This window comes from Brucella sp. H1_1004 (genome assembly GCF_047308065.1).
GTDB lineage: Bacteria > Pseudomonadota > Alphaproteobacteria > Rhizobiales > Rhizobiaceae > Brucella > Brucella pseudogrignonensis_B.
Genome location: NZ_JAYKZA010000002.1, coordinates 2,041,709 through 2,065,753 on the forward strand (window position 1 = coordinate 2,041,709; position 24,045 = coordinate 2,065,753).

A 24,045-nucleotide genomic window follows, 5' to 3' on the forward strand; every position below is an offset into this window, starting at 1 on the left:
CAGAAAAATATCGAGTTTTTAGATGAGTGTGAAATTGTTTTTTTCCAAGTTCGACAAGCGACGAATTGAAATTTATATTGCTGGCGTCACTGGCGCTATACAGAATAAACCTTCATCTTTACCACACAATGATAGGCCAATGCTGTGTGGGACATGTGAAACGAAGGAAAATATCAAAAAGCGACATGATAACATTCTTAAGAATGGACTTCCGAATTTATACAAAACCTATATTAGGCAAGCGCAGGCGCTTTTCGCAGAAGTCGCTCCACGCTCTTGTTTCTCTGTTTATGCTGCCGACAGCCGAGTTCGCTTCGAAAGCCCCACGATAGTTAAGTCTCGGCTTATAAAGGACCAAGACGCCAAAGGCGTACTGCTTCCACTGGACCGCAAGCATCATTGGAACGCTTTATTGAATCTCAAACGCGATGACCGCCCGTTTGAAAGTAAGGACAATAAAATCATATGGCGCGGCGTCACGACAGGTATATTTCAGAAGAGAAATCCATCGGATGAGTATTCGCAGCGATTTCATGTCGCAAGCTTATCGAATTTAGCTGACGGAATAGATTTAAAGTATAGCGGCATCGTTCAGATTGATGATGATACAAGCGACATACCAATCAATGTTATAAAATCTTGTATTGGCGCAAAAATGACAATGGCAGAACAGCTCTCTTCCAAGTTTCTTCTCTCTTTGGAAGGCAATGATGTAGCGACCGGTTTAAAATGGATGATGGCCTCTAATTCTACTGTCTTAATGCCAACTCCAACATGCGAAACTTGGTTTTGCGAAAGTGCGCTGCAACCTTGGGTTCACTTTATTCCTGTTAAACAGGACCTTTCAGATATAAATGAGATTTATGAGTGGTGCCTTTCAAACCAAGAGACGTGCCGAGATATTGCGCTTAATGGAAAGCAATACGTTCGACAGTTTTTAAATAAAAGCACTGAGAAAATAATAATCAAAGAAGTAGTTCAAACTTACTTAGAAAATTTTGATGAAAAACTAAAATTTAGTATAAATGAAAGAATAAAACAAAATTACAATTACGCAACTCTACTTATTAAAGCATATAAATTCTCCAAATCCACCGAAAAATGGAATAATTACGTTTAAGATCAGCCGCGATCACACCTTATTCACTTTACAGCCAGCGAGAAGACAACCCATAGATGGGTCGCCTCAAAACAGGGAATTATCTAGCAAGAGCTGCCTTGCTGATGCGACAAGCGCAACGGATCAGCGTCCAAATCTATCTCAAGATGCAGCTTTTTCGGAAACAGGCCATTGTGACCCAGTCCCTTGCCAATATGTATCACGGATGCGGGTTTTAGCGGCCCTTCCAGAAGGTCATAGGCGCGCTTGCGGGCATCTTCATCCATGCCATCAAGCGTTCCATCAATCACAATCCAGCTTGGATTTTGCAGCACGAGTCTTGCCAAAGCGAGGCTTTGTTGCTCATCAGCCGTCAATGTCCGGTCCCAGCGCAATACACGATCAATTTGCGGCGCCAGTCGCTCAAGCCCGGCTAATCTCAAAACCTCAGCAACCTGACTTTTTGAAAAATCGGCAGCGTTGAGAGGATAGACAACCGCATCATGCAAGTTGCCCGGCGGTATGTAAGGCGCATGCGGAATGAAAACCACGCGGTCGCCCGCAGGCAAGCCAATCCGTCCACTGCCCCAAGGCCATAGGCCACCGAGTGCGCGGAAGAGCATGCTTCGCTCAGATTCTGTGGCACCCGTCACAAGCAGACGTTCACCGGGGTTTATGACGACCTTCTTCTCAACCAGATTAAGGCAGCCATCTGGTGCTGCAATCGACAGGTTATCCATCGTCAATTGCTCATTCGTATTGGTCTCGACGGTAATCTGTCGATCAAGATGGCCAATTTCATCCATGCGCAAAATCGCCTGCCGAAAGCTCGCGACACGCAGAAGCGTTGCCCGCCAGTCAGCAATCGCACCAAAATTATCGACAAACCAGCGCAACGAATTATGCACCTGCGTGAAGGCACCAACCGCCATCATCAGGCCGCCAAATGTCAGCCCACCAGAGAAATAAACAGGGGCAGCCACGAGGATCGGCGCAACAATGGTAAACCAGCCATAACCTGCCGTAACCCATGTGAGATTAGTCGTGGCAATGACGATACGCTTGATAGCGAGCAGCACAGCGTCAAGATCGCGATCCAGCCTGCGGCGCTCATCGGCCTCACCACGCGCCAGCGTCACGGCATCAATATGTTCGTTCACGCGCATCAGCGAAAAGCGGAAATCAGCCTCGCGCGCGTAGCGGTCTGCATTGTGATTAACGAGGCTACGACCGACAAACCAGGAAAGCAGTGAAGCGGAGCCTGCATAAAACACAGCCGCCCAAACCATGTAACCGGGAATAGAAAAGCTATAGCCCCAGACATGAAATACAAAACCGCTCGAAAGTGACCACAGCACACCGACGAAGCTTACAAGAATAACCGTCGATTGCAGCAAGTTGATGCCGAGATCGCTGGTTGTCTCCGCGAGATGCCGCGCATCTTCCTGCAAACGCTGATCGGGATTAATACCGATCTCGCCCGCCTTTGCCAAACGAAACGCCCGCCCCGGCTTCAACCATTGACCAACGAGATCTCGTGCCAGCCCATCACGCAATTTCAGCTTGAACATCTGGTTCAGCCAAGTCTGCGACACATTCAGAATGAGAACCGTGCCTGCAATCGCGAAGAAAATCAGCAGCTGATGGAAGAAGGCACTCAGATTGCGATCAGACAACGCATTATAGAAAGGCACATTCCAGCGATTGATCGCCACCTGCCCAACCGCAATCAGAACAATCAGCGCAAATATGCCCGTTCCCAGAGCAATAAGCTGATTGCGCACCGGAGAGACCCAGAATGCGCTCATCATCATGCGAACTTGCGAGAAAAGATCGTTGCCGTCGGGCATCACTTCGCCTTGCGGCTTCGTAAGGCGACGATCGACGCCTTGCGGCTCATCCTGCTTTGACTGGGATACCACGTCTTTCCTCATCGCATGTACGATTTCACGTTGCCGCTATTACTGACGAAATATAGTGACCAAAACCAGACAGAACCCTGTTGTTTTCAACGACTCGCGCGGCCTTGAGTACATATAAGATGTAACTTTCACGCGAGGATAGAGCGAGACACTCTAAAAACCTTCTGAAAAATATGGAGTGACCACAACTCTTCTCACAAATACCTTTACTCGCAGAACCGAAGAAATGAGAAAAAGCATTACGAAAATAGACCTTTAGAGAGTGCAAAGCCTGTCTTGTGCAGGTCAAATTTGTCGCATATAGTTCGCCTATCGATTTTTCGGTCAAGTGACTTTGCGACCCGCCCGGCCTGCCGTGCTTCCTGACGATCTCCTGTCCATAAATTCGATCCACAGGGACGTGTGCGAAGCATACGGACTAACGACTACTAATGTTACAAAGGAATTTCCCATGGCTACGGGAACAGTTAAGTGGTTTAACACGACCAAGGGCTTCGGCTTCATTCAGCCTGATCAGGGCAGCACGGACATTTTCGTCCACATCTCTGCTGTTCAGCGCGCTGGTCTGACCACGCTTGACGAAGGTCAGAAGATTTCTTTCGAAATCGTTGAAGACCGTCGTTCGGGTCGTTCATCTGCAGACAACCTCGTCGCAGTATAAGTTTTGCCCATAAAGCAAAGAAAAAGGCGGGGTAACACCCCGCCTTTTTCTTGATCGAAATTCAGGGCAGCCAATCCATCGGAACATGGCCTTTATCGGTAGCCACACGCGCAAGCCACGTCTGAACAGCCGGATACTGGTCCATAATGAAGCCACCGCGATGGGCCTCATGGGTATAAGCATAGAGTGCAATATCGGCGATGCTTATGGTATCGCCTGCCAAAAACGGCGTTTTCTTGAGCTGTGTTTCCATCACGCTGAGCGCCTTTTCGCCACCAACAAGCGTTGATGCCAATCGTTCAGGCGTCGCATCACATGCGCGCTCCGGATAAATCATCAAAGCACGGCGCACCGCAATATAAGGCTCATGGCTATATTGCTCGAAAAACAGCCACTGATAGACGAGCGCACGCTCATAGGCATCTTTTGGCAGATAGGCCGTGCCTTCTGCCAGATGAAGAAGAAGTGCATTTGATTCGGCAATGAAGCGCCCGTCTTCAAGTTCGAGCAACGGAACCTTGCCGTTTGGATTTTTGGCCAAATATTCCGGCGTTCGGGTCGAACCATCAAGCGCGGAAACCGCGATGTGCTTAAAAGGCTTGCCGAGTTTCGCAAGCAAAAGCCGTGGCTTATAACAATTTCCAGAATCTGGCTGTGAATAGATCGTGAGCATCTGCTTCTCCTGTGCAGCTATAACATGTCGATGCTGTTGCAAGCTGTCCAATCAGTTTCGTTGAACGAATAGGCGCGGATCGCTTATGGATAAGAACTTTTAAGCAACACAATTGCGCGAGACCGCAGAATTTGTTGCGAAACTGCAAAGCTTTTGTTGCGATTCGTGCGGCAATGCGACATAGAAAGCCCGCAAGACCGGACCACGCCCGGTGCCGGTTATCTGATCCTGCCATCTATGGAGATCTATCATGGCATTTCTCGCCGACGCCCTTTCCCGTGTAAAACCATCTGCGACCATCGCGGTCAGCCAGAAAGCACGTGAATTGAAAGCCAAGGGCAAGGACGTGATTGGTCTCGGAGCGGGTGAACCCGATTTCGATACACCGGATAATATCAAGCAGGCTGCTATCGACGCGATCAATCGCGGCGAAACAAAGTACACCCCAGTTGCTGGCATTCCTGAGCTGCGTCAGGCCATCGTTGCCAAGTTCAAGCGCGAAAACGGTCTCGACTATAAGCCAGAACAGGTCATCGTCGGCACCGGCGGCAAGCAGATCCTGTTCAACGCTTTCATGGCAACCCTGAACCCAGGTGATGAAGTCATCGTTCCTGCGCCATACTGGGTCAGCTACCCGGAAATGGTTGCGATCAACGGCGGCACCCCGGTTTTCGTCAACACGAAGATCGAAGACAATTTCAAGCTGACCGCAGCCGATCTCGAAAAGGCGATCACGCCAAAGACAAAGTGGTTGATCTTCAACTCGCCATCGAACCCAACAGGCTCGGCATACACAGAATCCGAACTGAAGGCACTGACCGACGTTCTCGTGCGTCATCCGCAGGTGTGGATCCTCACCGACGACATGTATGAACATCTCGTTTATGGCGATTTCGTCTTCACCACGCCTGCACAGGTTGAGCCATCGCTTTATGACCGCACGCTGACCATGAACGGCGTGTCAAAGGCCTATGCAATGACCGGCTGGCGTATTGGTTATGCAGCAGGCCCGCTGCAACTCATCAAGGCTATGGATATGGTGCAGGGTCAGCAGACCTCCGGCGCTTGCTCCATCGCTCAGTGGGCTGCTGTTGAAGCACTGAACGGCACGCAGGACTTCATCCCGAAGAACAAGGAAATCTTCCAGGCGCGTCGCGATCTGGTCGTCTCCATGCTCAATCAGGCAACCGGCATTCATTGCCCAACACCTGAAGGTGCGTTCTACGTGTATCCGTCATGCGCTGGGCTGATCGGCAAGAAGACAGAAGCTGGCAAAGTTATCGAAACCGACGAAGACTTTGTCACCGAACTGCTCGAAGCAGAAGGCGTTGCCGTTGTTCACGGTTCGGCGTTCGGTCTTGGACCAAACTTCCGCATTTCCTATGCAACTTCGGATGAGCTGCTCGAAGAAGCCTGCACACGCATTCAGCGTTTCTGCGCAAGCCTGCGCTAAATACTTTTATTATGACATGACGAAGGGGCCGAATGGCCCCTTTTTCGTATCTGCATTTCTCTTAAAAAATCATCTGCCCGGCGCAAAGCCAAAAAAAAAGCCAGACAAGTGTCTGGCTTTGAGTTTTGAAGGTGCCATTGAGGCAAACCTCCAGAGGGGAACACTCAGCGCGCGCAAATGGGAGGAGGAAACGCAGCGCTGAGATGCATTCTTTATGCATCGTGATTATTGTTTTTGCAACTCAACTTTAGCACAATGCAGCCATGCATTTTTTGCATGGCTTCTTCATTCGATATTATCATTTAAAATCAAAACCTTGAACGTTAACCAACCGAGTATGTTTCTTTATTCCCCACTCATGAGCCGCCTAAACGAAAGGCACATAGCTATAATGTATGCCTCATAAAATGGCAAAAAATCACACCGACAAGCAAATCAGGCCAACTGACAGCTGTCATTAAACAATCATCCAGCTGCAACCGATCTGTCATGATAGGCTCCTAGATACCGTTTAAAATTCCTAGCCCCCTTCCCCCATCGCGCTGCGCCGGAGCCTATCTTGCGGATCATCCAGATTACCGACACCCATCTCAGCCCAACCAAGCCGCACTTCAATGGCAACTGGTCACCACTCATTGACTGGATCGCTGATCAGAAACCGGACCTCATTATCCATACTGGCGACTTCACAATAGATGGCGCTGATGTGGAAGCCGATCTGATCTTCTGTCGTGAGCTGATGACAGACCTTCCCGCTCCGATGCTGTGCCTGCCAGGTAATCATGACATCGGCCATTTACCGGCAAGCAGGCAGCCAGTTAATGTCGAACGCTTACAACGCTGGCGCGACCATTTCGGCCCTGAATACTGGACACTGAATTTCGGAAAATGGCTGCTTATCGGCCTCAACAGTCTGATAATAGGCGATGGCTCGGCGCTGGAAGAAGTGCAATTCCAGTGGCTTGAAAAACAGCTCAACCAAAGCGAAGGTCGCCCCGTTGCGGTTTTTGGGCACAAGCCACTATTCATTGACCGGCCGGATGAAGGCGAAACCGGGCTCTGGGGTATCCCGCCTATGCCACGCCAGCGCTTGATGGAACTTTTCGCACGTCATAATGTGAAGCTTCACGCCAGCGGGCACCTTCATCGGGCGTGGTCGGGTGAAGTGGCAGGAATAAGCTATGTCTGGGCACCGTCAGCGGGATTTGTAGCACATGCAATAGATCGTGAACTTCCCGGCGACCGGATTGTCGGTGGGGTCATTCATGATCTTGATAACAAAGCGACAAGCAAAATAATTGAGATTGAAACACTGACACATCACGTCATCGATGATGTCATGCATGAGGTTTACCCGAACAATCTCAACCGGGAACAGCTAAAACCTCAAGAAAACCTGCCCGCTTAACAACACTCGATAGAAAAAGGCCGCGTAAGCAACCCTCCGCGGCCTTTTCTCACTCTTTGAAACCGATCAATAGGTCCAGTTACGCGCCTTTGAAAACAGGAAGTCGCGGAAAGCATGAAGCTTAGCCGAATTCTTCAACGCCTCCGGGTAGCAGAAAAATGTGTCGAAGGATGGAATTTCCTCAAGATCAGGCAGCAGCTGCACCAGACCTGATTCCTTGTCAGCCATGTAATCAGGCAGAACCGCCATGCCGACGCCGCGCTGCACAGCACGACGCACGGACAGAAGATTATTGACCTGCAAGACAGGAATACGTGCGCTTCCGTCCGTGCGACCTGCAACTTCCAACCAGTTCAACCCTGTCAGATAGCTCGGCGCAGGCTCACCGAATGTCACAACGCGATGCTGGTCGATTTCGTCGATGGAATTAAGCTTTCCATGCTTGGAAACATAACCCGCCGATGCATAGACGTGCATATGCACGGTGAACAGACGACGCTGGATCAGGTCCGGCTGCTGTGGCTGACGCAAACGAATTGCGCAATCCGCGTGACGCATCGTCAGATCCAGTTCCTCATTGTCGAGGATAAGCTGCAACTGAATATCCGGATAAAGCTCAACGAACTCCTGAATGCGCTCAATCAGCCAGCCGGAGCCAAGGCCGACCGTTGTGGTCACCCGCAGGCGCCCCGTCGGCTTCTCCTTGCTTTCGGCAAGTTTGGAGCGGACATTTTCGAGCTTCATCAGCACATCATGCGCTGTGCGATAGAGCGTTTCGCCCTGCTCCGTCAGAATAAGGCCACGTGCATGGCGATGGAACAACGGAACGCCGACATCAAGCTCCAACGCGCTGACTTGTCGCGAAATAGCCGATTGCGACAAATGCAGCGTCTGCGCGGCATGGGTAAAGGACCCCGCCTCTGCGGCAGCGTGGAAGATGCGCAGTTTATCCCAGTCGAGTGGTGCGACCACCTTCTCCCCCTCTCATTACTCCGCAGCTTCGTGCAGCGGTTCCTGTGCAGCCAGATAGCGCTCTGCTTCCAGAGCAGCCATGCAACCCATACCCGCTGCCGTTACAGCCTGCCGGTAAATATCATCAGTGACGTCACCAGCAGCAAAAATACCAGGGACATCGGTGGCGGTCGAATCAGGCGCAGTCCACAGATAGCCGTTTGGCTTCTGCTTAAGTTTGCCCTCGAACAAAGAAACCGCAGGTGCGTGGCCGATAGCGATGAAAACGCCATGAGCGTCGTGAAGAGCCGTCTCGCCGGTGACAACATTCTTCAGGCGCACGCCGGTCACGGTCGCGCCCACAGGCGGCTTGGCTTCAGTGCCGACGATCTCATCAATGACGCTGTTCCAGACGACCTTAACGTTATCGCGCGACAGCAGACGGTCCTGCATAATCTTTTCAGCGCGGAAGCCTTCGCGGCGATGAACAACCGTCACGCTCTTTGCGATATGCGAAAGATAAAGCGCTTCTTCGACAGCCGTATTACCGCCACCAACAACCACAACATCCTTGCCGCGATAAAAGAAACCGTCACAGGTCGCACAGGCCGAAACGCCGCCGCCCATGAAGGTCTGTTCGCTCTCGAGGCCCAGCCACTTGGCCTGAGCCCCCGTGGCAATAATCAGCGCATCACAGGTATAAACCGTCCCGCCATCGCCAATCAGGCGGAAGGGACGTGATTGAGTGTCAACTTCGGTGATGATGTCATAGACAATTTCCGCGCCAACATTCTGGGCCTGCGTTGCCATCTGGTCCATCATCCACGGACCCTGCACGGGTTCGGCATAGCCAGGATAGTTTTCCACGTCCGTCGTGATCATCAACTGACCACCCTGCTGTAAACCGGTAATGATAATCGGTTTAAGCATCGCACGCGCTGCATAAATCGCCGCCGTATAACCTGCCGGACCTGAGCCGATGATAATGACGGGCGCATGACGCTGTGACATGGGTAATTCTCCGGTCCCAAAAATCGATTTGATTTGCGGGCAGCTGGCTTAACAGAATCGCTCTCGCGCTCAACCAAGCCCATGCCCTGATATTAAGGCCAAGGTAGGTCCGTGAACTTACCATTGCAAGGCAAGACCGGGATTTGAACAACAATCCCCAATATCTTGTCGTCTTTCAGAGGAGCTTTAGATCACACCTGCATTGCAGCGGGCCAACTCCCACGTTAAACACTCAAGAAGCGAAGCTAATTTCAGGAAACGCTGGAGCCGACCGCCATTTATAAGACAGTCGCCAATATCTGTGCGCGCTTCGGCCTCGTGATGGCTGTTGCAATGTTGTTGCCTGCGGCTATCGACCTGCGTGATGGCAGCGACGACTGGCTGATCTTTATCCGCTCGGCTGCAGCAACAGGCGCAATATCTCTCCTTATTTTTCTTGCGACACAAAATCAGAATACCCGCTTCACGCCGCGCCTTGGCTTTCTGCTGACAGCGTCTTTGTGGCTGACAGCAAGCTTTCTCGGCTCGATACCGCTCTACTTCTCACATCTGCCGATCAGTTATGCGACGGCCTTTTTTGAAAGCATGTCAGGCGTAACATCGACAGGTGCGACGGCGCTTATCAATCTCGACGACATGCAGCGCGGTATTTTGTTGTGGCGCTCGCTTCTTTGCTGGATTGGTGGCGTCGGCTTCATTGGTTTGGCACTTTTGATGCTGCCATCGCTGCGTGCCGGTGGGCTTGCGCTTTTTCATATGGAAAACTCCGATAAGTCGGAAAAGATCCTGCCGCGAATGAACCAGATCGCGCTTGGTATCGTCACCGCTTATCTCAGCCTGACCGCAGCCTGCATGATCGCGTATTTTGCCGTCGGCATGAGCATTTTTGACGCTGTTAACCACGGTTTGGCGACTGTCGCCACGGCTGGCTTTTCCACGCATGATAATTCTTTCGCCTATTATGAAGGCAATCGAATGCTGCTGGTCGTCTCCACCGTGTTCATGGTTCTGTCAGCCTTGCCGTTTATTCTTTACATCAAAGCATTCATGCCGCGCCGGACTGAGCTGTTAAAAGACCCTCAAGTGAAGCTCTTCTTCACGATTGTCGTCGGTTTCAGCTTCATTCTTGCAATCGTCTTACGGCTTGGCACGCATATTCCGTTTGGTGACGCACTGATTGCTGCATCGTTTCATTTTGTCTCGGTCATCACCACGACCGGCTTCACAACAGAAGATTATTCGCTGTGGGGACCGCCAGCCATCGGCATTTTCTTCCTCGCAAGTTTTCTGGGCGGCTGTGCAGGATCGACCTCCGGCGGCATCAAAATGAACCGACTGATCATCTTGTGGAACCTGACACGGGCCAATCTCGCGCGCCTTGTCATGCCACACGCCGTCATAAAAATTCGCTACGGCTCGTCAGAAGTGTCGGGCGAAATAGCGCAGAACGTCCTGCTCTATTTGTTTCTCTACATTGCATCGCTGGTTATCGGCGCGGTTCTGCTGGCATCCCTCGGCCTCGATTTTGTATCGGCCTTCACGGGCGCGCTGACCGCACTCTCCAATGTCGGACCCGGATTTGGCGATATTATTGGCCCTGTCGGCAACTTCTCAACCATCCATGATCCGGCACTTTGGGTGCTTTCTTTCCTCATGCTGGTTGGCCGTCTTGAACTTATCACCATCTTTATCCTGTTCACACGGACGTTCTGGATGCGCTAACGACGCTTTAGACGGTTTACATCCTGTGATTTCTTTTGGTATGAGCAGGATTACATTGCGCTACGAAGGCGCTGAGTGTTTTAAAATTACAATTGACTGAAATTTCCTTGCGCGGAGTTTTATATGCCTATTAAGGCTGATCTGGATGACATCGATTGGAAAATCCTTCGGGAGCTCCAGAATGACGGGCGCATCACCAATGTCGAACTCGCTGAACGAGTCGGCATTTCCGCCCCTCCTTGCTTGCGTCGTGTGCGCAAACTTGAGGAAAGCGGCGTCATTCGTGGTTATCGCGCCATCCTGAACGGCAACGCACTCGGTCAGGATCTGGTAGCCTTCTGTTCCGTTGGTTTGCATCGTCAGGCAGATGCCGATTTGAAGGCTTTTGCGGAAAAGACAAAGCAATGGCCGTTGGTACGCCGCGCATGGATGGTTTCGGGCGAATCTGATTTCCTGTTGCATTGCGTTGCCCGTGACCTCAACACCTTCCAGACTTTCGTCATCGAAGAGCTGACGGCAGCACCGAATGTCGATTCCGTCCGCACAGCACTGACCATTCGTCCGGTTAAAGACGAACCTCTGATGATTCTCTGATCAGATCAAATTCCAAGAAAAAGCGATTGCGTCCTGCGCAGTCGCTTTTTTATTTGGACAAGAATTCAGCTGTTAAATACGCGCTCGTAAACCGCACTGATTGCAGCGGCTTCTTTTTCGAGCGGAAACGCTTCGCGCACATATGTTAGCGCATTTTCACCGTGACGCTCCGCCATCGCCGGATCGGCCAGATAAGGCTCAATTGCATCACGCAAAGCGTTGTCGTCACCGGCTGCAACGAAGCTACCCGTACCTTCAACGATCATTTCCGCATAAGCGCCAGCATCACTTGCAACGACAGCGGTTTTTGAAGCCATGGCCTCAAGCGGCGTCAGGCCAAAGCCTTCATTGCGCGATGGCGCAACATAGAGTGTCAAGCGCCGATACCAGATGCGCACATCCGGCACTTCGCCCAGAATACGAATACGATCTTGCAAGCCAGCCGCCGCAATACGCGCCTTAAGATCATCTTCAAATGCCTGATGCTCAGACGTCGTGCGGCCAGTAATGATGGCGGTCCAATCCGGGTATTTCGGCAAAAGTGCGATCATCGCATCGACGAAAAGGTCAGTACCCTTGGAGTGGCGCACACGTCCAAAACAACCAATCGCATATTTACCCGGCAAACCAGATGCACTGAACTGATCATCCTCACCGACAGGCGGATGAAACCGTTCAAGATCAACGCCATGCATAATCACGTCATGAGGCACTTCGAGAAAGCTTCCCGAGCGACCACTGGTCGCAATCACCGCATTCATGCGACGGATTAGCCATTTCGTGAAACGTTTGTGATGACGCTGTGCAGCGGAGGTAAACACCAGCCGCAGCTTCATGCGCAAGACGTCACGCATGAAAATGCCTGCCAGCATTTCGATGTTGCGGCGCGCATGCCAAATGCGAAAGCGGCGATTTGCGGGCTTTTTCCAGAAGGAGAAAAGAGCCGCCCAGCCAAGATGCGGAAGGCTCTCAGGCAGTCCCGGTCCCATTGTCGCAATGCTCAATCCCTTTGCGCGTTGCAAAGGAATGAGCTGTACGATGGTTGAAGTCACGCCTGAAAGGCGGCGCTTGAAATTTGGGGCGACGACCTCAACCTCATCGACAGGAACCGTCACATCAGACATCAGATAAACTTGAAGCCGATGATCTCGTATGAACGCGAACCGCCCGGTGCATTGACTTCGATCGTATCACCTTCGCCCTTGCCGATCAGCGCACGAGCAATTGGCGAAGAAATCGAAATGCGACCTTCCTTCACATTGGCTTCCTGATCACCAACGATCTGATAGACTTTTTCTTCTTCACTATCTTCATCGATCAGCGTAACGGTGGCGCCAAACTTGATTTTGTCGCCGGAAAGCTTGGTGACATCGATAACTTCAGCGCGACCAACGAGATCTTCCAGCTCGTTGATACGGCCTTCATTCAAGCTCTGCGCTTCTTTCGCAGCGTGATATTCCGCATTTTCGGAAAGATCGCCATGCGCGCGTGCTTCCGCAATTGCCTCAATAATATTGGGCCGTTCAACTTGCTGACGCGTGCGCAGTTCTTCCTTGAGGTTTTCAAAACCGCTAGGGGTCATCGGGAACTTTTCCATACCCAGTCCAGTCCTTTCCATCGCCCGCCACACTTCCCTCCGGGATTTAAGTGCAGCGGCAGTTTGATTGCCCGCCTGATTCTGCTTCACACTGGAACCAAAATCACCGTCCGACAGGTGAGATCACCCGGCGGTACACAAAAAGAAAACGGCCCCCGAAGCAATCGCTTCGGAACCGTTAAAAGAGATGTTGGTGAAACTATAGCATTTTAAAAGATCATTTCACGAACAAAAATGTCTGCCTGTTAATTATGCGCGGAAATCGCGCTATTTTTTCGAGACAGGCCAGCTTGCTGGCCACTTTTCAGGTCCACCAGCATAATTGCCGTCACAATCGCCTTTCGAACGCTCTTCAAGGAGAACGAAGCGCACTTTGCCATCCACGTCGTCGGTCGCCTTCCAGACGTCATAGGTTCCACAATCACCAATACCGCGACCTTTGAAAAAGGCAGTCAGTGTTCTGGAAGATTGCGACCAGTCAATGTTCCATGCTTCGTCCACTGTGCTCGGACCATCATCAGAGATAGTCGGCAAGGAAATTGGAACGACCTTATCATCCGACTGGCTGTAAAAGGTATAGGGCTGGTTGTAGGCACCCGGAGAACCACACGGCACGCCGATGAGGTTCGTTCCATCGGCTATTTTTGCATTGAACCCGCCACCATTCTGAAAGGGGTCTCCATCGTCAGTGCCACAAACCGAATCTTCGCCAATGAAATCTTTACGAATGGACTCTGGCAGTTCATTGATGGTTGTGATCTGCGACACGTCTGGCGCGGGCGGAGCCGCCTTATTGCCCTTGGCCTGCAAAGCCGCAACTGTGCCGTTCAGCGACTGTTGCTCATCCATATAAATCAACCCACCCACAAAACCTGAGAGCGAATAGCTATATGTTTTGCCATTATATTGCAGCGTCAGCTTCTGACCGGCTTTCATCGCATCAAGCAGCTTTTTTACGTCTGCGGCGTTTTCATAATAGCCTTGTCCATCATCAAGCTTCATCGCCGAGAGGTCGAAGGAAATCACCTGCTTGCCATCAACAGCAACGGCGATCTTGCCAGCCTTAGCGTTCTGATCAAAGCCGGACAAACGCAATGACGGCTGCGAATTGACTGCACTGCTGCGATAGAGACTGAATGATATCGGACCATTATCCGTGCTTTTAAGCGCAAGCGTACAATTGGATGCGAAATCGCATTGAACCCAGCTATCGCGAATTTGCTTGAACGCCGCAGCAGCGGGACCAGCATTGGCAAAAACTGCTGCAAGCGCAGCTCCTGCCAGAATGGCCTTGTTTCTAGTGAGAAAAGAAAACATGTAGCCCCTCCCGAAAAAGCATTCCCAAACACACCGCGCAAGGAAATCCCTTGCCGCCGTTATCGACTATTGCCTATAGCATAACTGCTAAGGGATGACGCGCCAAGCCGCTAACCTGATCCCGTATTTATGAGGCAATGATGACACGCGTTCAGGCAAATTTACTCCTTCTTCTGGCGGGTGTCATTTGGGGGATGGGCTTTGTTGCCCAATCAACCGCTATGGCCAGTATTGGCCCATTCCTTTTCATTGGCGTTCGCTCGGCTATTGCCGCAATCACTGTACTGCCATGGTCGATTGCCGAGGGCAGACGCTCACCCCATAGGCTGCAACGTTCGAACTATCTTTATTTCATGCTTGTTGGTTCGATGCTTTTCACAGGCCTCGTCCTGCAACAAATCGGCCTCATCACCACATCCGTTACCAATGCAGGCTTTCTCACCGGCCTTTATGTTGTGATGGTACCAGTATTGGGCGTCATTGTGTTTCGAAACTGGCCACACCCTATTGTCTGGCCAAGCGCTATTGCGTGCCTCGCAGGGATATTTCTACTGTCCGGTGGCACTTTAAGCGCACTCAAACAAGGTGACTGGCTCGTCATCATTGGCGCAGTGTTTTGGGCCATGCAGGTTTTGCTGATCAGCCGTGCCAATCGTGCGGGCCGCCCCATAACACTAAGCTGCGTGCAGTTTGCAACCGCCGCTGTGGCCGGACTGTCCATTGCTGTAGCGGTTGAAGACATTAACTGGAATTTCATAGCGCTAACGTGGAAAGAACTGCTGTTCACGGGGGTCTTTTCATCAGGCGTCGCATTCACGCTGCAAGCCATTGGCCAACGTTATACAACCTCGGCGCAGGCGGCGATTTTCCTCTCATCCGAAGCAATCTTTGCCGCGCTGTTTGGCGCAATCTTCCTCGGCGACCGCCTGACATTTATCGGTTTTATCGGCTGCGGACTGTTGTTTATCGCAATGATGGCAGTGGAATTGGTTCCGATGTTCTGGAAACGCAGAGCGGAACCTATCCCAGTGGCGGCTGAATAACCCAGCATTTCCAGCAACAGTACGAAAAAACTACCCGCGAAAAATCAGCGATGCGCCACCAGCAATCAGTGCAAAGCCGAGCACATGGTTCCAGGTAAAGGCTTCTTTGAGGTAAAAGATCGAGAACAGGCTGAAGATAACCAGCGTGATAACTTCCTGCATGGTTTTCAGCTGCGCGGCGGAATAGACTTCGTGCCCGATGCGATTGGCCGGCACTGCAAGAAAATATTCAAACAGCGCGATACCCCAGCTGACAAAAATAACAGTGATAAGCGGTGTACTCGTAAATTTCAAATGCCCGTACCAGGCAAAGGTCATGAATACATTGGAGCCGATGAGAAGTAGAATCGGCAAGACGCTTGGCGAAATGAGTGCTGACATGGGAAGAACTTTGGGGACCGAAAGGATCATGTCGCGGTCTGGCCCTCAACCGCAAAATACTATTAGCAGAGTGATATTGAAATTTCGCCAATCTTATGACCACCATCTGCCCGATTATCGCCATAGGCTTTAACAACAGCACTGACTGTTCGTTTACGCTTATGAGCTAATATGCGACGAAACCAGTACACAACTGAAAGGCATGGACATGAGTTTTGCGTTGTCCAACCGCTTTCATCGTTATGCATTGCCCACAGGTCTTGCGCTTTTGACGCTCTTAGCCAGTTGCTCGGGTGATCGTCCACCACGACCACAGGCAGACATTGCCAATGCAGATATTGTCGTGCCGCCACAAGCCCCACGGGAACCGCGCGTTGTTGGTCTCGCGGAAGAAATCGAAAACAATGCCAATGAAATGACAACGCAAAGCCAGCCACATTACGCGGGCGACTATGGCTTTGTCACACCAGTGCAAAATCCGGTCAGCACTGTTGAAAATATCTATGCGATGTCGAATTCCGAAACGGCCTGCCGAACGCGCTTAAAGCGTCTTGGTGTCGTCTTCACCGAAAAATCGCCGATCAATCAGGGTGGAAGCTGTCGCATCGACAACCCGATTGAAGTACGCGGTTTCAACAGCGGCAACATCGCTTTCAAGCCAGCAGCAACATTGAATTGCGAGGTGACAGAAGCCTTCGCACGCTGGATCAAGGGCGACCTGCAACCGTCAGCGCGTTTGCGTTACCTCTCAGGCATCAACACGATCCACAATGCGGGTGGCTATTCCTGTCGCACGATGAACCATCGTCGCGGCGCGAAAATGTCAGAGCATTCCAGCGGTAATGCTATTGACGTTACGAAAATCGTTCTGAACAACGGCAAGAGCATTACCGTTCGCAAACCCGGCTTCTTCGCCTTCCGCGAAAAAGGCTTGCTCAACAGTGTTCGCTCCGATGCCTGCTCGTATTTCACGACGGTCCTCGGACCCGGCTATAACCGCGAACATGCCGATCATTTTCATTTCGATCTGATGCAGCGCCGCAGCGGTCATCGCGCCTGCAAATAGCACAAAGCCCGGACATATCCGGGCTTTATATATTATTCCGCAGGGACCGGCGTTGGCTGTCCGCTCTTGTCGAGTGCAACCATAACAAACTCGCCATGCGTCACCAGATCCATCTCTTCTGCAAGATAACGCTGTGCCCACGCCTCCACGCGCAGCGTGATCGACGTCCGGCCAACACGCGTAATTTCCGTGTAAACACACAGTACATCGCCAATCTTGACCGGCTTCGCGAACGACATTTCGCGCACAGCCGCCGTTACAACGCGCCCCTTGGCACGTTCTGAAGCACGAATAGCGCTTGCAATATCCATCTGCGCCATAACCCAACCACCGAAAATATCGCCCGCTGCATTGGTATCATTCGGCATGGCCTGTGTCCGTACGGTCAACATGCCCTTTGGCGCGTTCAAATCAATCATCAATGTTTCCTTCGGTCACCTGAACAGAGTCGGGCGAAGTATGCGGTAAGCCGTGAACGAGGAAAAGTGCGACATGCGCACTACAGCCATGCGATAAAATTCATCATTTAAAAATCGAGTAAAATTTCAAATATTAATCATCACATCAGAACAAATTTGATCCTTTAAAGTAAAAATAATAAAAAGATAATATCTTAGATTTATATACAAATATAAGGATATTCGAATGAAAACAATAATAGCAACTTCTATTGTTACATTAGGACTTTTATTTGCAAGCAATGCGGAGGCGGCCAGTGGTTTAGCGACAGCTACTATAAATCTTCGTACCGGCCCCGGCACTCAATATCAATCTATGGGACGCATTCCAAATGGAGTCGTACTCAATGTAGCAGGCTGCACCAACGGATATGGTTGGTGCCGCGTCAATTATCGCGGTCTTGATGGCTGGGCGTCATCCCGCTACATCGCCGTGCAAACGGGCGGCGGATATACCACGAATGACAATTTCGGTCCTACTGCAGCGGCCATTGGCATTCCACTCATAGCTGGCCTCGTAATTGGCTCGGCAATCAACAATGACAATCGCTGGAATGGCGGCCCGAGATGGGGACCACGCCCCTACAATCCAGGTTGGGGGCCAGGTTGGGGAGCAGGTTTGGAACCAGGTCCAGTTCGTCCCGGTCCGGGTTGGCGCGGCCCCGGTCAATGGGGGCCGCCAAGACCACACTGGGGTGATCGTCCCGGCTGGCGTGACCATCCCGGCTACCATCCAAATTTCTACGGTCCGGGCGATCGCTGGCGTCCAAGGGGACCACGGTAAGCGACAGCTCCTGACAGCCTGATGTCAGGAGCCAAAGAATTCTGATAAGTGGTGCGGCGGTTTTAATCGCTGCACCCTTTTCATTTGTGCTGCGAAATTCCATATTGTGTCCATGGCTTCCTCAAAAGACAAATACACTCAGGATTCGCACGACGAAACACGCGGCTTTGGCGAAGCGCCACAGCGCGATTTGTCAGGCACACCATTCTCGGGCTCGATCTCTGACTGGGCCAAAGACATCGGCGAAGAGGCTGACAAACCTCAACCGAAAGCCAAAGCCCCAAAGGCACCCAAAAAAGTGCCTGAGCGCAGCAAGGAATCAACACGCAGCGCACGCGGCACCTCAATGGGCGGCGCAGCTTCAGCAAAAGAACGCGCTGCAGCAGGCCTTAATCCTGTCTCCGGTCTCGACATCAGCCTTGAAGACGCAACCACGCTAAACCCAACCGGCGCGACAGCAACCGTCAAGGCACTGTCCGATCTGATTGAATCCGGCAATCCGCTATTCAAGAACGGCGAACTCTGGACACCGCACCGCCCAGCCCGGCCACCCAAGTCAGAAGGTGGTATTGCGATCCAGATGGAATCGAATTTCGAGCCATCGGGCGATCAGCCGACCGCTATTCGCGATCTGGTCAGCGGTCTGGAAGATCAGGACCGCACGCAGGTTCTGCTTGGCGTCACCGGCTCGGGTAAAACCTTCACAATGGCGAAAGTCATTCAGGAAACGCAGCGGCCCGCGCTCATTCTTGCTCCAAATAAAACGCTGGCCGCGCAGCTTTACGGGGAGTTCAAAAACTTCTTCCCGAACAATGCCGTCGAATATTTTGTTTCCTATTACGATTATTACCAGCCGGAAGCCTATGTGGCGCGCTCAGACACCTATATCGAAAAGGAATCGACTGTAAACGAACAGATCGACCGGATGCGCCACGCAGCAACGCGTGCGTTGATCGAGCGCGATGACGTCATCATCGTGGCATCCGTTTCCTGCATTTACGGTATCGGTTCTGTCGAAACCTATACGGCCATGACGTTTGAAATGAAGATTGGCGACCGGCTCGACCAGCGCCAGCTTCTCGCAGATCTCGTGGCACAGCAATATAAGCGGCAGGACATCAATTTCGTGCGCGGCTCATTTCGCGTGCGCGGCGATACAATTGAAATCTTCCCTGCCCACTTAGAAGATCGTGCATGGCGCATCTCCCTTTTTGGCGATGAAATCGAAAGCATTGCCGAGTTCGACCCACTGACCGCTCAGAAAACCGGCGATTTGCAGTCGGTCAAAATCTACGCGAATTCGCACTATGTAACACCCCGTCCAACGCTCAATCAGGCGATCAAGTCCATTCAGGAAGAGCTTCAGCACCGCCTTGCAGAATTGACCCGTGCCGGTCGCCTGCTGGAAGCGCAACGCCTTGAACAGCGCACAAATTTTGACCTTGAAATGTTAGAAGCAACCGGTGTGTGCAACGGCATTGAAAATTATTCACGCTATCTGACAGGGCGTCAGCCGGGCGAACCGCCGCCGACGCTGTTCGAATATATTCCAGACAATGCGCTCGTTTTCCTTGACGAAAGTCACGTCACGGTTCCGCAGATCGGCGGCATGTATCGCGGCGACTTTCGGCGCAAAGCGACTCTGGCCGAATATGGCTTCCGCCTTCCTTCCTGCATGGATAACCGTCCGCTGCGCTTTGAGGAATGGGACGCCATGCGTCCGCAGACCATTGCGGTGTCAGCCACGCCGGGTAAATGGGAGATGGAAGAAGCTGGCGGCGTGTTTGCCGAACAGGTCATCCGCCCGACCGGCCTGATCGATCCGCCAGTGGAAGTGCGCCCTGCCAAAAATCAGGTTGATGATGTGCTGGGCGAAATCCGCGAAACTGCGCGCAAGGGCTATCGTACGCTCTGCACAGTGCTGACCAAGCGCATGGCGGAAGACCTGACCGAGTATCTGCACGAACAGGGCGTTCGCGTGCGTTATATGCACTCGGACATTGACACGCTGGAACGTATCGAAATTATCCGCGACCTGCGCCTTGGCGCATTCGATGTTCTGGTTGGTATCAACCTGCTGCGCGAAGGTCTCGACATTCCCGAATGCGGTTTCGTCGCCATTCTGGATGCCGACAAGGAAGGTTTCCTGCGTTCGGAAACCTCTCTGGTGCAGACTATCGGTCGTGCGGCCCGTAACGTTGACGGCAAGGTCATTCTTTACGCCGACAATATTACCGGCTCGATGCAGCGCGCGATGGATGAAACCAGCCGCCGTCGCGAAAAGCAGGAAGCTTACAATCGTGAACATGGCATCACGCCTGCCTCGGTGAAGAAGAATATCTCGGACATCCTCAACTCGGTTTACGAGCAGGATCACGTCCGCGCCGATATTTCGGGCTTTGCCGAAGAAGGTGCGATGATGGGTAACAATCTCGCCGCCCATCTTGAACATCTCGAAAAGCAAATGCGCGATGCCGCAGCCGATCTTGATTTTGAAAAGGCGGCCCGCCTTCGTGATGAGGTCAAGCGCCTGCGCGAAATGGAACTGGCGATTGCCGACGACCCGATGGCGCGGGAAGTGGAGCTTGAGAGCCCAGTAACCGGACGAACCAAGGGACGCCATAATGCTGGTCGCAAGATGCACCGGACTGTTGATGACGAGCCGAAAAAGTCACTCTTCGCCAAGCCGTCGCTCGACAATATGGGACCGGGCACCGACATGGCCAAACCACTGTTCCGCAAGAACACGCTGGATGAGATGACCGTCAAGCGGACGGAAAAGCCAGCGGGTGCGGACGATGCTCTGATCCGCCGCGAACGTTCAGGTATCGGCTCGTATGAAGATCCGGCTGAAACCGCCCGCAAAAAGCGTCGCCCCGGCAAGACTGGCCGACCGGGGCGATAAGCCATTAGTGTCGGGTGCTTAACGGCACTGCCCACTATTCGTGATGCGGTAGCCTGCACGTTCGGCTTCGCAGCGATTTGGGAATGTTTGCTTTGCATTCCCTCTGCGGGCACAAACCGGCATGTATTCGCGTGTGCAGGCAGCCACTGGCCCCGGACGACCCGGTCTCGTGCCTTGGTGCGGTGGACGCCCCGGGCGCTCCCCTCCCCAGCCGGAACCCGGGCCAGTTACTGGTCTTGAACCACACTGGCCATTTCCAACAATTCGATAACCATCAGCGCGGGCTTGGCAGGCATTGCCAAAAGTCTTGCGCGACGAACCGCGCTCACCACAAACCGGCGCATAAATCATCGGACACATTTGCGGCTGCGATGGGCCCGGTCTTACTGGTGGCCGATAATCTGGTCCACCTTCTGCCACGCAACCCGCCAAAAACATGACACCCGCCAACACGCTCAAACGACTGATTTTATTTAACAGCATGGCTCTCTCCCTCTTGATTAATTGGTAAATGGCACAGCAGGCGGGAAGAGCAAGGATATATCGGCGGATATTCCACTTTTACCCTCGAACCATATCGACATGACAAAAACTTGCTTTACTCTGCATTCAAGGATTTTGGGGTTTACGGGCGGAAAAGCTGCATGACGCATTCGCATCTGGCTATCGCAGTGGTTGCGCTTTTTCAGCTTTTTTGCTGGCCAGACTCTATTAAATCCGCATTCGCTCAAACCGAAACAGCAGCGGAAGTCTATGGTCCGCCGATGCCGCCGAAAAAAGCGGATCCCACTGTCGCGCGCATTTGCCAACTCATTGAAGAGAATGCAGAAAAACGGGGCATTCCAAAAGATTTTTTCGCCCGTCTTATCTGGAAGGAAAGCCGCTTTGATCATCGCGCCGTCAGCCCTGTCGGTGCGCAGGGCATTGCACAGTTCATGCCCTACACAGCCAAAGAGCGCGGCCTTGCTGACCCATTCGACATTGAACAGGCGATCCCCGCATCGGCAGGTTTTCTGAGTGAACTAAAAAGCGCCTTCGGAAACTGGGGCTTGGCTGCTGCGGCCTATAATGCCGGACCGGGTCGCGTTGGTAACTGGATGCGTTCAGGTGGCTTTCTGCCACTTGAAACCGAAGACTATGTTCTGGATCTGACCGGCGCACCTGCCGATAATTTTGCAGCGGGACAGGAGATCACCAACAGACCACTTGATGCGAAGCTAAGCTTTAGCGAAGCCTGCAAACGCCTGCCGATCGTCCGCACCGCAACAATCCCGATGTCGCGGATCAAGCCAAAACCATGGGGCATTCAGGTTGCAGGCAATTTCCGGCGCAGTGTCGCAGTTAATCAATGGAACCGTCTGCGCAAACAATTCAGTTCTGTGCTGGCCGGACATAACCCAGTGATCAGCCGTGTGCGCACACCAATTGCGCGCCGAGGCATCTATGCAGTGCGTATTGGAGCTGACAGTCGTGGCGAAGCGGATAACATCTGCGCTAAACTGCGCGCAGCGGGTGGCGCATGCATAGTTTTGCATAATAAATAGGCATTTGAGCATACTATACCATAGTATGAAGCGATATATTGCCTTAAGCTTGCTCTTTTTTGGTATTAAATTAGCAATATTCTGGTAATTTTTATACAAAATAACAACGATACCGTTTCAAAGATAACCAATGTCATATTTGGTAAAAAATTTGCTTGCCAAACCACGCATCTTAGATCAGTCTTCATGTGTCCGGGCAATTTGAGTACAACGGAAGACTGGAAGAACGGCGTGCCGGAACCGCTAGAAGTTCCGGGTTGGAGATCTAATCTCCGGCAATGATCGGTTCCTTTCCTAAGTCGATAACTGCCTGCATAACCCTCTGCCGGGTGTGTGGTGCGTTCGGCAGAAGTTGTAATTCCACCGTCTCTAATAAAACGGTGGCGCCAAGGAAAAGGAACGGATCCCATGGCACAGACCGGACAGGTCAAATTCTTCAACTCCGAAAAAGGTTTCGGATTTATCAAGCCTGATGATGGTGGCGCAGATATTTTCGTGCATATCTCTGCTGTACAGGCTTCAGGTCTGGCAGGACTTGCTGACAACCAGAAGGTTTCTTATGAAACTGAACCGGATCGTCGCGGTAAGGGTCCTAAGGCCGTAAATATCTCGGTCACTGACTAAAACCGATATTTTACTGATAAAGAATTTGATCCCCGGCTAATGCCGGGGGTTTTTTATTATACAAAGCCCCACCCTGCCAGGGCTTCTGGCCAAAAAAATGCGAATGTGAAACGCGTGAGTTAAGCGCGAAATATTACCGACGCTGCCTTTAATTTACCGGATGACGACACTTTCCACGAGGTCGTCACCATTGTTCAGCCTCCATTCATGTACAAACTATTAACTTGTTATTCATGATTGAAGCAGTGTGCCGATCCGGCCCTGCACATCAAAGAGATTGAAGTTGTGCTTCTGAAGGAGCGGACAATGAACAAGTTACTTAAGACAGCTATTCTGGCAGTTGCCTCCATAGCAGCAGTCTCAGCACCGCTCGCATCTGCTTCGGCAGACTCTTGGGGTCGTGGCGGTTGGGAGCGTCGCGGATGGGATGGCGGCGGCTATAATCGTGGTGGATGGGACCGTGGCGGCTGGGATCGCCGCCCCTATCGCCATCGTGACCGTGGCGGCGATGCACTCGCGGCTGGCGTCATCGGCCTGGCAGCGGGTGCACTCATCGGCAGCGCGCTGAGTCAGCCTCAGCCAACTTATGTGCAGCCAGCGCCAGTCTACGCACCACCGCCACCACCACCCGCCTATTATCCAGCACCGCCAGCCCGCAGCGTGCAATATCGTGCAGGTTATGAGCCATGGAGCCGTGGCTGGTATCAGTATTGTTCCGACCGCTATCGGTCGTTCAATGCAAACACCGGTACCTATCGCGGCTATGATGGCCGGGATCATTTCTGTTCCGCCAACTAAACGGAAAACAAAACATTAAAAGCCGCCTCAAAGG

General features: G+C 52.0%; 22 protein-coding genes and 2 pseudogenes. 14 read left to right on the top strand and 10 right to left on the bottom strand.

What is annotated here, in order from left to right:
- The first annotated feature begins 22 nt into the window (after positions 1-22).
- Positions 23-1,120 carry a glycosyl transferase family 90 gene (locus tag U2P60_RS17280; protein WP_413573492.1) on the top strand — a complete coding sequence of 366 codons (1,098 nt, stop codon included), beginning with the start codon at positions 23-25 and terminating at the stop codon, positions 1,118-1,120.
- Between the two features lie 83 nt (positions 1,121-1,203).
- Here U2P60_RS17280 and U2P60_RS17285 read toward each other — a convergent pair whose 3' ends face one another.
- Positions 1,204-2,949 (bottom strand): ABC transporter ATP-binding protein/permease, encoded by a 1,746-nt coding sequence (locus tag U2P60_RS17285; RefSeq protein WP_413573848.1) that lies wholly within the window; start codon positions 2,947-2,949, stop codon positions 1,204-1,206.
- Positions 2,950-3,472: 523 nt separating this feature from the next.
- On the opposite strand from U2P60_RS17285, the gene U2P60_RS17290 reads away from it, so the two are divergent.
- A complete protein-coding gene (locus U2P60_RS17290) occupies positions 3,473-3,682 on the top strand; it encodes a cold-shock protein (protein ID WP_250038802.1) in 210 nt (69 codons plus the stop codon).
- Between the two features lie 61 nt (positions 3,683-3,743).
- Here U2P60_RS17290 and U2P60_RS17295 read toward each other — a convergent pair whose 3' ends face one another.
- The gene (locus tag U2P60_RS17295) at positions 3,744-4,355 is read right to left on the bottom strand and encodes a glutathione S-transferase family protein (RefSeq protein WP_413573493.1); all 612 of its coding nucleotides are present in this window, start codon (positions 4,353-4,355) and stop codon (positions 3,744-3,746) included.
- Between the two features lie 250 nt (positions 4,356-4,605).
- Between U2P60_RS17295 and U2P60_RS17300 the strand changes: the two genes are divergently transcribed.
- From U2P60_RS17300 to U2P60_RS17310, 3 genes and pseudogenes are all read left to right on the top strand, one after another.
- Complete coding sequence (locus tag U2P60_RS17300) at positions 4,606-5,808, top strand: pyridoxal phosphate-dependent aminotransferase (RefSeq protein ID WP_313826830.1); 1,203 nt, start codon at positions 4,606-4,608, stop codon at positions 5,806-5,808.
- Between the two features lie 16 nt (positions 5,809-5,824).
- Positions 5,825-6,033: pseudogene (locus U2P60_RS17305) on the top strand (hypothetical protein).
- A gap of 334 nt (positions 6,034-6,367) precedes the next feature.
- Positions 6,368-7,216: a metallophosphoesterase family protein gene (locus tag U2P60_RS17310; protein WP_413573494.1), complete on the top strand. Its 849-nt coding sequence runs from the start codon at positions 6,368-6,370 to the stop codon at positions 7,214-7,216.
- Between the two features lie 66 nt (positions 7,217-7,282).
- Here the strand turns inward: U2P60_RS17310 and U2P60_RS17315 are convergent, their stop codons facing one another.
- Positions 7,283-8,188, bottom strand: coding sequence for a LysR family transcriptional regulator (locus U2P60_RS17315; protein ID WP_313826832.1), 906 nt, complete (start codon positions 8,186-8,188; stop codon positions 7,283-7,285).
- Between the two features lie 15 nt (positions 8,189-8,203).
- Complete coding sequence (gene trxB, locus U2P60_RS17320; protein WP_413573495.1) at positions 8,204-9,178, bottom strand: thioredoxin-disulfide reductase; 975 nt, start codon at positions 9,176-9,178, stop codon at positions 8,204-8,206.
- 321 nt (positions 9,179-9,499) lie between these two features.
- Between trxB and U2P60_RS17325 the strand changes: the two genes are divergently transcribed.
- Entirely contained in the window at positions 9,500-10,900 is a 1,401-nt protein-coding gene (locus U2P60_RS17325) for a TrkH family potassium uptake protein (protein WP_313826835.1), read from the top strand.
- Between the two features lie 123 nt (positions 10,901-11,023).
- Positions 11,024-11,494 carry an Lrp/AsnC family transcriptional regulator gene (locus U2P60_RS17330; protein WP_007875947.1) on the top strand — a complete coding sequence of 157 codons (471 nt, stop codon included), beginning with the start codon at positions 11,024-11,026 and terminating at the stop codon, positions 11,492-11,494.
- 65 nt (positions 11,495-11,559) lie between these two features.
- Here the strand turns inward: U2P60_RS17330 and U2P60_RS17335 are convergent, their stop codons facing one another.
- The 3 genes from U2P60_RS17335 to U2P60_RS17345 all read right to left on the bottom strand — a co-directional run bounded on the left by U2P60_RS17335 (position 11,560) and on the right by U2P60_RS17345 (position 14,408).
- Entirely contained in the window at positions 11,560-12,618 is a 1,059-nt protein-coding gene (locus tag U2P60_RS17335) for a glycosyltransferase family 4 protein (protein WP_413573496.1), read from the bottom strand.
- Positions 12,618-13,091 carry a transcription elongation factor GreA gene (gene greA, locus U2P60_RS17340; protein ID WP_413573850.1) on the bottom strand — a complete coding sequence of 158 codons (474 nt, stop codon included), beginning with the start codon at positions 13,089-13,091 and terminating at the stop codon, positions 12,618-12,620. Before greA ends, U2P60_RS17335 begins: the two co-directional genes overlap by 1 nt.
- A gap of 267 nt (positions 13,092-13,358) precedes the next feature.
- Entirely contained in the window at positions 13,359-14,408 is a 1,050-nt protein-coding gene (locus tag U2P60_RS17345; RefSeq protein WP_413573497.1) for a DUF1176 domain-containing protein, read from the bottom strand.
- Positions 14,409-14,548: 140 nt separating this feature from the next.
- On the opposite strand from U2P60_RS17345, the gene U2P60_RS17350 reads away from it, so the two are divergent.
- Positions 14,549-15,451 (top strand): DMT family transporter, encoded by a 903-nt coding sequence (locus tag U2P60_RS17350; RefSeq protein ID WP_313826838.1) that lies wholly within the window; start codon positions 14,549-14,551, stop codon positions 15,449-15,451.
- Positions 15,452-15,481: 30 nt separating this feature from the next.
- On the opposite strand, the gene U2P60_RS17355 is transcribed toward U2P60_RS17350, so the two are convergent.
- Entirely contained in the window at positions 15,482-15,832 is a 351-nt protein-coding gene (locus U2P60_RS17355; protein ID WP_273726770.1) for a DMT family protein, read from the bottom strand.
- 208 nt (positions 15,833-16,040) lie between these two features.
- Here U2P60_RS17355 and U2P60_RS17360 point away from each other — a divergent pair, with 208 nt between their 5' ends.
- The gene (locus tag U2P60_RS17360; protein WP_413573498.1) at positions 16,041-16,898 is read left to right on the top strand and encodes an extensin family protein; all 858 of its coding nucleotides are present in this window, start codon (positions 16,041-16,043) and stop codon (positions 16,896-16,898) included.
- Positions 16,899-16,930: 32 nt separating this feature from the next.
- On the opposite strand, the gene U2P60_RS17365 is transcribed toward U2P60_RS17360, so the two are convergent.
- Entirely contained in the window at positions 16,931-17,317 is a 387-nt protein-coding gene (locus U2P60_RS17365) for an acyl-CoA thioesterase (protein WP_313826841.1), read from the bottom strand.
- A 226-nt stretch (positions 17,318-17,543) separates the two neighbouring features.
- Between U2P60_RS17365 and U2P60_RS17370 the strand changes: the two genes are divergently transcribed.
- Both U2P60_RS17370 and uvrB read left to right on the top strand, forming a co-directional pair.
- Positions 17,544-18,140, top strand: coding sequence for an SH3 domain-containing protein (locus tag U2P60_RS17370; RefSeq protein WP_413573499.1), 597 nt, complete (start codon positions 17,544-17,546; stop codon positions 18,138-18,140).
- A 112-nt stretch (positions 18,141-18,252) separates the two neighbouring features.
- Positions 18,253-21,045, top strand: a complete 2,793-nt coding sequence (uvrB, locus tag U2P60_RS17375) for an excinuclease ABC subunit UvrB (protein ID WP_413573851.1) — start codon at positions 18,253-18,255, stop codon at positions 21,043-21,045.
- Positions 21,046-21,063: 18 nt separating this feature from the next.
- On the opposite strand, the gene U2P60_RS17380 is transcribed toward uvrB, so the two are convergent.
- Positions 21,064-21,528 (bottom strand): Kazal-type serine protease inhibitor domain-containing protein, encoded by a 465-nt coding sequence (locus U2P60_RS17380; protein ID WP_413573500.1) that lies wholly within the window; start codon positions 21,526-21,528, stop codon positions 21,064-21,066.
- A gap of 161 nt (positions 21,529-21,689) precedes the next feature.
- Here U2P60_RS17380 and U2P60_RS17385 point away from each other — a divergent pair, with 161 nt between their 5' ends.
- The 3 genes and pseudogenes from U2P60_RS17385 to U2P60_RS17395 form a co-directional block, all read left to right on the top strand.
- On the top strand, positions 21,690-22,589 hold the full coding sequence (locus U2P60_RS17385; protein ID WP_413573501.1) for a transglycosylase SLT domain-containing protein: 900 nt from the start codon (positions 21,690-21,692) through the stop codon (positions 22,587-22,589).
- Between the two features lie 408 nt (positions 22,590-22,997).
- The gene (locus tag U2P60_RS17390; RefSeq protein WP_024899445.1) at positions 22,998-23,213 is read left to right on the top strand and encodes a cold-shock protein; all 216 of its coding nucleotides are present in this window, start codon (positions 22,998-23,000) and stop codon (positions 23,211-23,213) included.
- Between the two features lie 501 nt (positions 23,214-23,714).
- Positions 23,715-24,011, top strand: a pseudogene (locus U2P60_RS17395) (BA14K family protein); the annotation flags it as partial.
- Positions 24,012-24,045: the final 34 nt, after the last annotated feature.